This window comes from Rhodococcus sp. T7, assembly GCF_009872365.1.
Classification (GTDB): Bacteria; Actinomycetota; Actinomycetes; order Mycobacteriales; family Mycobacteriaceae; genus Rhodococcus_F.
The window spans coordinates 1-12580 of record NZ_WXYH01000068.1 but is presented as its reverse complement, the minus strand read 5'-3'; the positions used below and the strand labels follow the sequence as shown (position 1 = coordinate 12580).

8 protein-coding genes and 1 pseudogene are annotated in these 12580 nt (G+C 67.8%); 3 read left to right on the top strand and 6 right to left on the bottom strand.

Annotated features, from left to right (window positions below):
* The first annotated feature begins 550 nt into the window (after positions 1-550).
* A complete protein-coding gene (locus MLGJGCBP_RS09575; RefSeq protein ID WP_160095079.1) occupies positions 551-1078 on the top strand; it encodes a hypothetical protein in 528 nt (175 codons plus the stop codon).
* Positions 1079-1326: 248 nt separating this feature from the next.
* Here MLGJGCBP_RS09575 and MLGJGCBP_RS53200 read toward each other — a convergent pair whose 3' ends face one another.
* The 3 genes and pseudogenes from MLGJGCBP_RS53200 to MLGJGCBP_RS09560 form a co-directional block, all read right to left on the bottom strand.
* On the bottom strand, positions 1327-3069 hold the full coding sequence (locus tag MLGJGCBP_RS53200; RefSeq protein ID WP_268960733.1) for a thioesterase domain-containing protein: 1743 nt from the start codon (positions 3067-3069) through the stop codon (positions 1327-1329).
* Positions 3006-5279 (bottom strand): AMP-binding protein, encoded by a 2274-nt coding sequence (locus MLGJGCBP_RS09565; RefSeq protein WP_160095075.1) that lies wholly within the window; start codon positions 5277-5279, stop codon positions 3006-3008. The genes MLGJGCBP_RS53200 and MLGJGCBP_RS09565 overlap by 64 nt, the downstream gene beginning before the upstream one ends.
* A 151-nt stretch (positions 5280-5430) precedes the next feature.
* Positions 5431-5595 (bottom strand): annotated as a pseudogene (locus tag MLGJGCBP_RS09560) (acetyl-CoA hydrolase/transferase C-terminal domain-containing protein); the annotation flags it as partial.
* An 810-nt stretch (positions 5596-6405) separates the two neighbouring features.
* Between MLGJGCBP_RS09560 and MLGJGCBP_RS09555 the strand changes: the two are divergent.
* Entirely contained in the window at positions 6406-6783 is a 378-nt protein-coding gene (locus MLGJGCBP_RS09555; protein WP_160095073.1) for an ANTAR domain-containing protein, read from the top strand.
* A gap of 170 nt (positions 6784-6953) precedes the next feature.
* Positions 6954-7358 carry a cupredoxin domain-containing protein gene (locus MLGJGCBP_RS09550; RefSeq protein WP_160095071.1) on the top strand — a complete coding sequence of 135 codons (405 nt, stop codon included), beginning with the start codon at positions 6954-6956 and terminating at the stop codon, positions 7356-7358.
* Positions 7359-7451: 93 nt separating this feature from the next.
* Here MLGJGCBP_RS09550 and MLGJGCBP_RS09545 read toward each other — a convergent pair whose 3' ends face one another.
* The 3 genes from MLGJGCBP_RS09545 to MLGJGCBP_RS09535 form a co-directional block, all read right to left on the bottom strand.
* Positions 7452-7910 carry a QcrA and Rieske domain-containing protein gene (locus tag MLGJGCBP_RS09545; protein WP_160095069.1) on the bottom strand — a complete coding sequence of 153 codons (459 nt, stop codon included), beginning with the start codon at positions 7908-7910 and terminating at the stop codon, positions 7452-7454.
* Between the two features lie 160 nt (positions 7911-8070).
* Positions 8071-11049 carry a UPF0182 family protein gene (locus MLGJGCBP_RS09540; RefSeq protein WP_160095067.1) on the bottom strand — a complete coding sequence of 993 codons (2979 nt, stop codon included), beginning with the start codon at positions 11047-11049 and terminating at the stop codon, positions 8071-8073.
* Between the two features lie 259 nt (positions 11050-11308).
* Positions 11309-12499, bottom strand: coding sequence for a PIN domain-containing protein (locus MLGJGCBP_RS09535; RefSeq protein WP_160095065.1), 1191 nt, complete (start codon positions 12497-12499; stop codon positions 11309-11311).
* Positions 12500-12580 lie beyond the last annotated feature (81 nt).

Here is a 12580-nt window from a genome sequence, read left to right as displayed (position 1 = left end):
TCACGGCGATGATCTATCTCAATCTCGGCGGAATCGAGGTAAAACTGCCCACACAAACGTAAGGAGGGGCCTTTCCGTTCGAGCGGATACAGGGTCGATCGACCCTATTTCCGGTGACTACGGGATGGGGTGCTGGGGACCATCCACTCTGCGTCGGGCTCGTCGGATTTGGCAGACGTGATCTGCGCTGACCCGGGACCGAGGTGGGATTCACGGGCGTACCGCACGCCGAGAGGCGAGATTCACCGACCAGCACCAGCTTCCCGCGCCCGGCATCGGAATGTGGCCGAGCCTCATCGGTGGCGTCGTCGCTGGTAGGGCTCATCGGACCGGTGCGGGATACCTCAGGCATCCTGAGGGGTGTCGGCCTCGAGGTCGGTGTCCTTGTGCCCTACCCGGACCGCGCCGAATTCGATGGGCTCGGATTATGAGGAGTTCGTGGCAGTGGGGGTTAGTCGCAGCGACAGTCGCGTCTGTGGTGATGAATCGACTCGGGCATACCTACGGATCGACGGCACGGGAACGCTCTACCCTGCTCCCCGGAGACAACGTGGTCGTCGAGCCGCATTGCGTATGCACGCACGCGATCACGATCGCCGCCACACCCGAACAGATCTGGCCCTGGCTAGTGCAGATGGGGTGGCACCGCGGTGGTTGGTACACGGCGCGGTGGGTGGACCGGGTGTTGTTTCCGGCGAACTGGCCCAGCGCCGACCACATCGTTGCCGAGTGGCAGAGACTGCAACCGGGGGCCTATGTGCCCGACGGCGCACCGGAGACTCACTGCGGCTTCACCGTCCTTGCGCTGCATCCGGCGGAGTCGCTCGTGCTGCATTCGAAGTCACACCTACCTCGAAGTTGGAGGGCCAGCGGCATCGCGGCGCTGGACTGGACGTGGGCTTTCTCGCTTCGCCCACTCGGCGACGACATGGGAACTCGTTTCCTGTTCCGGTGGCGTGCCCGGATGCGGCCGTGGTGGTTGCGTGTGCTGTGTGAGGCGGTCGTGGTGCCGGCCGATCTACTGATGTCGCGGGACATGCTTCGTGGGGTGAGGTCTCGTGCCGAACCGAAGACGTGATGCCGGTACACCGAGTGCCATTCGTACCTCGTATCCGCGAGGGCGAGCACCGGGGCGGGGTCCGGCCGTCAGCGCCGCTCGTAGCGAGCCACAGGGCGACGAGCGAGCAGGAGGCGAACGAGAGTGCGAGCGTGCGGTGTCGGATGAGCATGTTATCGACGGCCTGCGCCGACGCCGCACGGTATGCGACTTCGCACGGTCCAACGACCGCGGGGCATCGGCACAACCGTCGTCGCACTTCTACGATGTCACGACGCGACGACCCGCGCCGTCTGGTCGGCGAGCGTCACGTGGTGTGCGAGGACGGGTCCGATGCCGGCGAGGGCTTCCGGACTCGTCATCTGCTGGTGGGACGCGGGAACGTTGTGGACGAGGATCTCGCCGCTGATGTGCTTCCTCCACGCGGCGACACCGGTGGGGGCGTCGAAGGAATCTGCCGCTCCGAAGTACAGCAGATCGACGCCGTTCGGTGTCGATGGGCGGTGCGCGAGGGCGAGGTCGACCGTCTGCGTGAAAACCCGGTGGACGGCTTCGAGGTCGCCCGCGGTCACGGCCGCGAACGGTCCACCGGTGCGACGCAGCACCTCCACGGCACGATCGGTGGTCGTCGCGTCATCTCCGTCATCCGGGACCACCGCGCCGAACTCTGCCAGAAGTGCTGCCACGGTAGGCTTCTCGGTCGTGCGATCGAGACCTGCGGCCAGATGGGTGTCGAGCATCGTGAGGGTAGCCACCTCGTCGCCGGCGCTTGTGAGCTGCACCGCCATCTCGTGAGCGATCTGGCCGCCGACCGAATAGCCCACCAGGTGGTACGGGCCGTGCGGCTGCACCGAACGGATCCGGTCGACATACCGGGCCGCGAGTTCCGTCAGGGAGTCGACGCGCAGGTCCGGGTCGGTCAGCGCCGGGGACTGCAGCCCGTACACCGGACGGTCGCCGAGATACTGCACCAGTCCGGTGAAGCACCACGCCAACCCGATCGCGGGATGGATGCAGAACACCGGGCTGCCGGTTCCGGTGGTGCGCAGCGGCAGCAGTACATCCAGTGACCGGTCGGCCTCATCCTCCGACCCGGGATCCTCCGGTGCCGTGACGATCATGTGCGCCAGCGTTTCCGGTGTCGGATGGGTGAAGATCCACTGCACCGGCACGGCTCGCGCGGAGGACTCGGCGATCCGCGCGATCACGCTCGTCGCGGTGAGTGACGTGCCACCGAGGGTGAAGTAGTTGTCGTCCAGCCCGACCCGGTCCAGACCGAGTCCCGCGGCGAACGCGGCGACTACCATCTCCTCGATCGCGTTGCGTGGCGCCCGGTACTCGGCGCGCCCTGCGGCGAAGTCCGGTTCCGGCAGAGCTGCGCGGTCGAGTTTCCCATTCGCGGTCACCGGTACGGCGTCGAGCACCGTCACGGTCGCCGGCACCATGTGCGGCGCCAGGCGCGCTCGGGCGTGCGCGAGGACCGCGGACGTGTCGAGTTCCGATCCCGTTACGGGGACGACGTAGCCGGCCAACCGGTCGCCGCTGGTGTGCACGACGGCGTGGTCGATACCGGGATATCCGAGCAGTGCCGATTCGATTTCGCCGAGTTCGACACGGAAACCCCGGATCTTCACCTGAAAATCCGAACGCCCCACATACTCGAGCACCGGCCCACCCTCCGGACGCTCCCGCCACCGCACCACATCCCCCGTCCGATACATCCGCTGCCCCGCACCACCGAACGGATCCGCAACAAACCGTGCCGCCGTCAACCCGATCCGATTCCGATACCCCCGCGCCAACGCCGGACCCGACAAATACAACTCCCCCGCCGCCCCGAACGGCACCGGCCGCAACCGGGCATCCAAGACCAGCTCACCGAACCCACGAACCGGACCACCGATCGTCACCGACTCTCCCACCACCAACGGACCGCTGACATTCGACATCACCGTCGCCTCCGTCGGCCCATACGCATTGACCATCCGCCGACCCGGCGCCCACCGCGCCACCAACTCCGGCGGACACGCCTCACCGGCAACCACCAGCGTCCCCAACGCGCCTCCAACCCGGACGGCTCCAGCGACGACAACGCCGTCGGCGTCAACACCGCATGCGTCACACCCTCACGCTCGAGAATCTCCGCCAACTCCACCCCGCCGTACACCGTCGGCGGAACCACCACCAACCGGCCACCCATCCCCACCGCCCACACCAACTCGAACACCGACGCATCGAAACTCGGCGACGCACACTGCAACACCCGCGCACCCACAATGGACCCGAACTCGGAACGCTGCGACGCCACCAGATTCGCCAACCCCCGATGAGTCACCACCACACCCTTCGGCAGACCCGTCGACCCCGACGTGTAAATCACATACGCCGCCTGACCCACCCGCACCGGCCCACCCCGATCCGCATCCGACACCGGCCCCGCCGACACCGACGACAACCGCGAGACCGTGTCGGCATCATCGAGCACCACCCACCGCACCTCCCCCGGCAACCGATCCACCGAACCCGACACCGTCACCCCCACAACCACACCCGAATCAGCAACCATGTGCTCGATCCGACCCACCGGATACTGCGGATCCACCGGCACAAACGCCGCCCCCGTCTTCGCCACCGCCCACACCGACACCACCGACTCCACCGACCGCGCCACCGCCACCGCCACCACCGACTCGGAACCCACCCCCGCCCCGAGCAGCACCCGCGCCAACCGATTCGACGCCGCATCCAACTCCCGATACGACAGCCGACGGCCCCCACACACCACCGCCACCGCATCCGGATCCACCCCCACCGACGCCGCCAACAACCCCGGCAACGACACCTCCGCAACCGACCGCGCACCCACCACCGGCGTCAACCGATCCAAATCGGCCGCGCCGATCGCGGCGAGTGGAGTGCCGGGGTCTGCGGCGAGCAGTTCGTCGATCAACCCGACGACGGCGGCGTGATGCGACCGCAGTTCGTCGTCGCGGTAGCGGTACGGGTTGGCCTCGAACTCGACGATCGTCGATGCCGGGGTGCCGCTGCGATATACGTTGACGGACAGGTCCGGGACAGGACCGGTGGTGAGGATCCGGAAGTCTCCGGTCAACGACCCAAACGTGAGGTCCTGATCGAACAGCATCACGTTGATCATCGGTCCCGATATCCTGCGGGCTTCGGCGGACACACCCAGGTCGCGCAGGATGTCCTCGACGTTGCCGCGCTGGTGCCGCATCGCTCCCATCAGTTCGTGCTGCACCCGGGCCATGAGGTCGCCGACCGTGTCGCCGGATCGGACCTGGACCAGCAGGGGCGCGACGTTGGCGAGCATGCCGCTGGACCGTCGGAGAACAGCGGTGGTGCGGGCGGACAGCGGAATGTCGACGAGGACGTCTTGCCGTCCCGTCCGCCGCGACAGATGGCAGGCGAACGCCGCGATCAACGCGGCCGCCGCTGTCGCGCCCGGCCGGGCGGCCGTGTCCTCGGGTCGGGCGACGGTATCGGGCGACAACGCCGCGCGCGCGGTGAGGCTGTGGGCGGCGGGGGGCGCCTCGACATCGGTGAGGGAGGCGCCGTTCGTGCGCCTGTGGAGTCGTTCGGCCCAGTAGTCGCGGTCGGACTCGAATCGGTGGGATGCCCGGTAGTCCTCTTCGAGGCGGTGCAGGGTGTGCAGATCTGCGGCACGGTTCGGTTCGGGCGCGCGGCCTTCGACTGCCGCGGTATACAGGGCGGCGACACGGTTGACCAGCGTCATCGCCGCGTATCCGTCGAGAGCGACGTGATGGATCCGGCTGTACCACAGGTGCCGCTCGTCACCCACGCACAGCAACGACGACTCGCACAGGTGGTCGTGTTCGAAATCCACTCGCGCCGTGTAGTTGTCGTGCATCCACCTCTCGGCCGCCGCCATCGGGTCGGATGCGCCGCTGAAGTCGACGACGCCCATGGCCGCGTCGGCAGGCGGATCGATCACCTGGTGTGGCTCCCCGTCGACGTCAATCAGACGCAGGAACACCGACTCGTATTCGTGGCCGGCAACGAGCGCGACTTCACGGAACAATTCGACGTCCAGCGACCCACGAATGTCGACGTACTGCGCGATGCAGATCGGCACGTCCGGGGCGAGTTGCTGCGCAAACCACAGCCCGTGTTGTGCCGCAGACAGCGGGAACGGATCCGATCGATGCTCACGGTAGGTCGCTCGTGCGGCGTGTTCCATCAAATCACCAATCAGGGTGTTTGCGCCGCTGGGCTCACGGCGGGACGCTCGGTCCGTCTGTACAGGGGCGCCGGACAAGCCGGTGCCACTACAGTCCCGTGGAACGCCGTGCGCGAAAACACACCCTAGGTGTGTGGTGTGGGCACCCTGATCACGCCTCCCCGAGCAGATGCGGCGTATGGCCTGCGGCCCCCGGAGCGGCCTGGGCCCGCTCCACGTAGTCGGTGAGCAGCGGCCGGAATTCGGGATGGGCGCATCGCTCGATGATCGCCCTGGACCGGCGACGCGGCGACAACCCCCGCACGTCGGCCAGGCCGTCAGCGGGCTGGCGCTGTCGGGCGCATTCGTCTCCACGACCGTGACCACCTTGCCCGGGTACACCCTGTAGCGGGGCTGACCGATGCGGTCCTCGACGTCGGGAGCCTGATCGGCCGGCGGTGCGGGGGCAGTGCGGTGCAGTTGGCGACGTCGAACTTCACGATCCCCGGTCGCGGACAGGGCCCTCCGGGTGATGTCGCACGCCGCAACCCTCGGAGCCCGAGCGATGCGGGCCCACGTGGTGGTGACTCCGGTATATGGGCTCGCCGGGGTGTAAGCAGGGGCCGCGGCCCGCGAGACCCTTCGCCACGCGATGGACGCTCGAGATCGTCGCGTTCCAACAGCGAGGTGTCGAGACGGGTACCGCGACTTTCACCGACATCGCCGAGCGCACCCGGGCGGCCTGACCGCACGGGCACGTCGCGGTCAGCCACGCCTTCGCTGTGGTGGGCCTGTCCGGCCGCGCCCTGGATTCGATAGCCGACCCGCTCGCGGAGACGGCTATCGCGCTGGAGGCGGCCGCGCTGTCCGCAACAACGGTGTTGCCGTTCCGGCATCTGGCGCAGCGCGGTGTCCGCGTCGGACTCGGTTCGGATGGTATTCGCGATAACTGGGGCCCGTTGGGCGACGCGGACATGCTCCACCGCGCGCGGATGTTCTCCGTCGGGACACAGTGGTGCAGGGCCGGACAGCCGTGGCTCGCGACGGCCTGCTCCTCTGACTGCTTCGTCGATGAAGGCGGACGGGAGGACCGTATCCGTTTACGAGTCCGCGCCCCGGGGAATGTCGTAGACGAAGGTGATGCCAGATGTTGAATTCCGAAATCTCGAACCCCGTGCGGTCCGCACGCAGCTTCCTCGACCGGCGCCGGGGGCCGTCGGACCGTGAACTCGTGTCCACCGCGAAGGCAGTCCTGATCACCAGGCGCGGCTACAGCGATGCCCAGGCCTTCGACGAGCTACTCGACGTGGCCCGTCGGCACCACCTCTCCGTGCAGGGCGCTGCCCGGTGCCTGATCGATCTCACCAGCAACACCGGTCACCTCACGAGTCGCAGGCCGGTCGCATTCCCCGAGTGGGAAGGACTCCGCGGACCGTCGTCCGGGCACCACCGTCGTCCGTCACAGCGCATGGACAGTTTGCAGGGACGCCACCACCCCCACCTCGCGACACAGATTCGACCGTGACGGGCCCGCACCGGACAAACGTCACGGGGGCACAGATCCATGGCATTGCGGCGTGGATGAGTTGATCCCCGCATCCCGCTGCCGATCCTGCGGTGAACCCGGCCACTGCCGCGAAATTTCTCTCACGCGTTCAAGTGAACGGAATGGGCCGATGAATCGTGGTATCGGATATGAAGCTCTCCACAGCTCTGCTGGGGCCGGCCTTCGTTGCCGCATGTGCGCTCACCGCCTGCAGCAATGACGGCGGCGGCACCGTCGACTACGCATCCACCCCCGCGATCACCGACACCACGTCGATGCCGTCATCGGAGGGGGCCGTGGCGGCGGGAACGAGCGAGATCGTCATCTCGGGATTCGCCTACACCGTGCCCGCCACGGTGGCACCCGGCACGCAGGTCACCGTTCGCAACAGCGACACAGCCGAACACACGGTGACCGCGGACACCGGCGACGCGTTCGACGTCGAGATCGAAGGCGGTGAGACCGCGACACTGACGGTGCCGTCGACACCCGGGACCTACCCCTTCCATTGCACGTATCATCCGAACATGCACGGCGACTTGACCGTCGGCTGACGAGGCCATCGCCGATCCGGGTTCTACGCGGCTGGTCTCGGGCCTCCCGAGAACAACAAGTGACGGCGGCCGGTCCCGCAATGGTCACACACCTCAGCCGACGACGACCGAGTCCCCCTGAACGGACACGCTCCGCGCGGCGAGCGGAACGGACGCCGGACCATTGTGCACGGACCCGTCGAGATTGAACTTGCTGCCATGGCACGGGCAATTGATGGTGCCGCCGGAGACGTCGGATACGGTGCACCCCGCGTGCGTGCATGTCGACGAGAACCCGCGGAAGTCACCGCCGCTGGGCTGTGTGACGACAACATCGCCGAGCACCACGCCGCCACCGACGGGAACGTTGCCGGTCGGCACGGTTGCACTCGCGGGCTTCACAGCTGGGCCTGCGCTGCCGCCGGGCGCAGACGACGCGCGTGTTCTGCTGAACAGCGCGCTACCAGCGGCCAAGGCGGCTGCAACACCCATACCGGCGATAACCGTACGACGCGGAAACGCCATCTGGTTGATCCGCAGGCTCTGCTCCTGGTTGAGTTCGTCGGACTGCATGGCGGTTGCTCCCTGTCTGGGCTGGGGTCACGCGGGATCGCCCACTGCGGCTCTCTCAATGGTTCTAACGCGGGGCACGGACAACTGGTTCAAACGCACGACGCGCGGCAGGGTGTGCCCGACTCGGCGGACGCCCGCGAAACCCTTCACCGCGCGCGAGTCAGTGCGGGGTTCCGCCCGCGGCCAGGTAGGTGTCGATGGCCTGTTGCAGGCGGTCCAGGGCCGCGCCGTAAGCGGTGAAGTCGCCGGTGCGTTGCGCCTCGCGCAGGTTGGCCAGGGCGTCGTTGAGTTCGAGGACCGCCGCGGTCAACTGGTCCGATGCCGCCGGTGGCGGCGGGGCGGGCGGGGCGCCCGGCGGAGGCGGCGCCGGCGGTTGCCCATCGGTAGGTGGTGGTGTGGTGGCGTCGCCGCCGGGTGCGGTGGCTACGGCGCCCGTTCCGGTGCCGAAGACCTGGTCGAGGGCCTCGGCGAGGGTGGGGGCGTATCCGATCCGCACCCCGCCGGTGCCGGGTTCGCGGTAGCTGACCAGGACCCGGGCCAGCTGCGGGAACGTGGAACCGTTGGGCGTGCTGGTCAAGCGTTCGGTGAACACCGGTTCGACGTAGAGGATGCCGCCGTCGGCGATCGGCAGGGTAAGCAGGTTGGCGTAGTAGATCCGGTTGGACCGCTCGAGCAGGGTTCGCTCGGAGGCGACGCGGGTGTCGGAGATCATCGAGTTCTGGGTCTGCCGCGGGCCCTGGGTCTGGGTGTCCGTCGGCAACCGCAGAATGTCGATTCTTCCGTAGTTTTCGGGGTCGGAGTGCACCGAGAGGTAGGCGGAGAGGAATTCCCGGTTGAAGCCGACCATGGCGCTGGTGAGCCGGAACGACGGGGCCGCGGTGCCGGCGTCGCCGACCAGGACGTAGTACGGCGGCTGCTCGCCACCGGTGTCGGCGGTCGGATCGCTGGGCACCGACCAGAATGCATTGGTGGTGAAGAACTCCCGCGGATCATCGACGTGATACTTCGCCAGCAGGTCCCGCTGCAGGCGGAACAGATCCTCGGGGTAGCGGAAGTGCGCGCGCAGCTCGGTCGGGATCGCCGTCGGCGGCTGCACGGTGCCGGGGAACACGCTCATCCACGCCCGCAGAACCGGGTCGTTCTCGTCGACTTGGTACAGGGTGACGGTGCCGTCGTAGGCGTCGACGGTGGCCTTCACCGAGTTCCGCACATAGGACACCTGCTCGAGGGGCAGGTTGTGGCCGGTGTCGGTGACGACAGGCTCGGCGAGTGCGCCAACCTGTGAGTACGGGTAGTGAGCGGCAGTGGTGTAGCCGTCGACGATCCACACGATCCGGCCGCCGACCACCGCCGGATACGGGTTGGTGTCGGTGGTCAGCCACGGGGCGACGTGCTCTACCCGGGTGGCCGGGTCCCGGTTGAAGATGATCTTCGACCCCGGCCCGATGGCGCCGGAGAACAGGATGTTGCGTTCGGCGTACCGGGCGGCGAACGCCAACCGGTTGACCCAGCTTCCCACCGGCACACCACCTGTGCCGGTGTAGGTGTACTGGGCGGTGTCGGTGTCGTACTCGCGCGGCGGTGCACCATCCGAACCGCCGACGATGGCGTAGTCCGGGTCCGCCTGCGCGATCACCTCACCGAAATAGATGCGCGGTTGCTCGACCGGGATCACCTGGCCGCCGCCCGCCTGCGAGGCGATGTCGCTCACCGCGTAGATCGGGTACCCGCTGTCGCTGCTCGCGCTCTGCCCGGCGGCGTCGCGGACAGCGGCGTTGACCCGGTTGGCGGGGGCGGCGACGAACCCGTTGCCGTGGGTATACACGGTGTGCCGGTTGATCCACTGGGTCTGGTTGCCGCTGAGGCTGTTCGGGGAGAGCTCGCGGGCGGCGACGATGTAGTCGGCGAGTCGTCCGTCGATGGTGTAGCGGTCGATGTCGAGGTGCTCGGGGAAGCCGTAGAAGTTCTTCAGCTGTTGCTGCTGGGTGAAAGTGCGCGAGAGCACGGTCGGGTCCAGCAGGCGGGCGTTGGCGATGGTGGTGACGTCGGCGGGAATGTCCCTGGGCGGCCGGGTGCCCACCCCGGGATAGTCGAGGTAGTCGACCCGGTCCGGGCCGATTCCGTAGGCCTGCCGGGTCGCGGCGATGTTGCGTTCGATGTAGGGGCTCTCCCGGTCGGCGGCGTTCGGGCGGACCGAGAACTGCTCGATCAGCGCCGGATAGATACCGCCGACCAGTATCGCCGAGAGCACCAGCAATGCCGTGGCCATTGCCGGGATCCGCAGGTCCCGGACCGCAATCGCGGCGAAGAACGCCGCCGCGCACAGCACCGCGATCGCGACCATGATCAGCCGGGCCGGCAGCACCGCGTTGATGTCGGTGTATCCGGCCCCCGTGAAGGTGGGCTCCTTCCGGCCGCTCCACAACAAGGAGTACCGGTCGAGCCAGTAGGAGGCCGCCTTCAACGCGATGAACGTGCCCGCGAGCACCGCGAGTTGGATGCGCGCCGGTCGGGACACCTCGATGAGGTGGTCCTTGCTCGGTGCCAGCCGGATGCCGCCGAACAGGTAGTGGGTTCCCAGGCCGATCAGCAACGCCAGGAACACTCCCATGAAAAGCCACGTCAGGATCAGCCGGTAGAACGGCAGGTCGAAGACGTAGAAACCGATGTCGTACCCGAACTCCGCGTCCACGGTGCCGAACCCGCCGCCGTGCAAGAACAGTTGCACCGTCTCCCAACTCGACTGCGCGTGCAACCCGAACGGCAGCGCCAGCAGCAGCGCGATCCCTACCGCGAACAACCGCGGGCGGCGCTGCGCCACCGTCCGGTACCGCTCGAGCGGATCGATCGCCGCGTCCGCGGCAGCGGCCGCGAACAGTGGGCGGGATCGGTACGCCCACACCGTGGCCGCGAGGATCACCGCACCCACCAGCAGCGTCACCGCCGTGAACAGGATCAGCCGGGTGACCAGGACGGTCCCCCACACGCGGCGGTAGCCGACCTCACCGAACCACAGCCAATCGGTATACCCCACGACCAGACGCGGCCCGATCACCAGCACCGCAACGACAACCACCGTCACCATGATCGTGACCCGGGCCCGCCGCGGCAGCGCCCACGTCCGGTCGGACGGTTGCATGGCCACCTCCCACGGGTCGGCTCACGAGCAGCCCCGCCGCCGCGGACCACCCCCGCCCGATGCAGCGAAGGCATCCGTATCACCCCATTCTAGGCGGCGCCGGGCTCGTTCTGGCCGGCGCGCGCTAGGCACCGGATTGGGCGTCGATGACACTGCTCCTCCAGGTCATCGCGATGACCGTGATCGGCGGACCTGCCGAAACGACCGTCAACGACGCCCTGGCACCAGATCGAGAGGGACCTGTCGGTCGCACCAAGGTTCAGGTCGTGGTGCCGGGATCCGACTCCGCCCCCAGATTTCGCACCAGCCAGCGCCCGTCGACGAGATGCATGAGAACCGGGCACACATACCGGCGGTCGTTCGGCTGCCATAAGCCGCCCTCCAGCATCGAGGTGTCGAGGACGTAGAGCGCCTCCACCCCCGGCGCGACCATCCTGGTGGCTGAACCGATTCCCCACGTCGCCGGATCCGGCAGCATCGTCCGGAACGACCGCACATGCACACGCTCGAAATGCACCCACAGCGGATGATCCGGGACCGGCCCCGCAAGGGCCGCCGAGACCGCCTCACCATCCCAACCGTCAACAGTCATCTGATCGTGGTTGGCCTGCACCCACCGCCATGCGAGTACCGCCCGGAAGTCCGGATCCACATTCGGCCATACCGACAGCAGATCCCCGTCCTCACACACCGTCATCAGGAACGCCCACGCCGCATTCACCAGATCTGTGTGTCCGAGAAACCGCACCAGTTCGGCCGGATCCACCGCACGAAGCTGCCGGTACGTCTGCCGCACCTCGGGCGGCAAGGAGTCGATCTGCTCGTCGGTCAGCGCCGGAAGAGCGGACGCCGCCGGCACCGCACCACCGTCCGAGGCGTCGCCCTGGGCGGCACGCAATGCCCGGACCGCGTCGACGAACCGTGGGGTCAGCCGGTCGAGTGACTCGAGCAACTCCCCCTCCGTGCGCGGCGGAAGCGCATTCCGGGTGACCAGCGCGCCCGTACACTCGAACACCGTTTCCGAGTTCAGATCGAGCTGATCGCAGAGGAATTCGTCGGGGTGCATTGCCTCGACGTCGAACGGGTCGAGGGCCGCAGGCGGGAAGTCCGTCGGGTTGGCGGTCACGATCAATGCCGCACCGGACCGTACCGCCGCGGCCAGGACGTGCCGGTCCTTCGGATCGTTGGTCATCGCGGGAATCAACTCGCGGTACCCGCGTGACTCCTCCTCCGCGAACGGGAACGCCCTGCGCATCTGCCGGACCCGCCGCGCCGCCTGCTCCGGCGACTTGCCGAACCGCTCCCCGGCCAGATTGCGCGCCACCTCATCGAGCAGATCCGGCGTCCACACCGGCCGGAACAGCTCGGCATCGGCCAGGGTCAGCAGCAGATTGCTCAAAGCCTGGGGTAGCAGGACACGCGCGTCGAGAACCACCCGAAAGGTCGTCATGGGGCGCCCCCGGATCAGCGGGTCGAAGCGAAGCCGTCAGCGGCGTCGCCGGGGTCCGGGGTTTCCTCCTGCGCCATCTCC

Coding starts and splice junctions, on each gene's coding strand:
- MLGJGCBP_RS09565 (WP_160095075.1), bottom strand. CDS start 5,279: ATGGAACACGCCGCACGAGCGACCTACCGTGAGCATCGATCGGATCCG.
- MLGJGCBP_RS09555 (WP_160095073.1), top strand. CDS start 6,406: ATGTTGAATTCCGAAATCTCGAACCCCGTGCGGTCCGCACGCAGCTTC.
- MLGJGCBP_RS09550 (WP_160095071.1), top strand. CDS start 6,954: ATGAAGCTCTCCACAGCTCTGCTGGGGCCGGCCTTCGTTGCCGCATGT.
- MLGJGCBP_RS09545 (WP_160095069.1), bottom strand. CDS start 7,910: ATGCAGTCCGACGAACTCAACCAGGAGCAGAGCCTGCGGATCAACCAG.
- MLGJGCBP_RS09540 (WP_160095067.1), bottom strand. CDS start 11,049: ATGCAACCGTCCGACCGGACGTGGGCGCTGCCGCGGCGGGCCCGGGTC.
- MLGJGCBP_RS09535 (WP_160095065.1), bottom strand. CDS start 12,499: ATGACGACCTTTCGGGTGGTTCTCGACGCGCGTGTCCTGCTACCCCAG.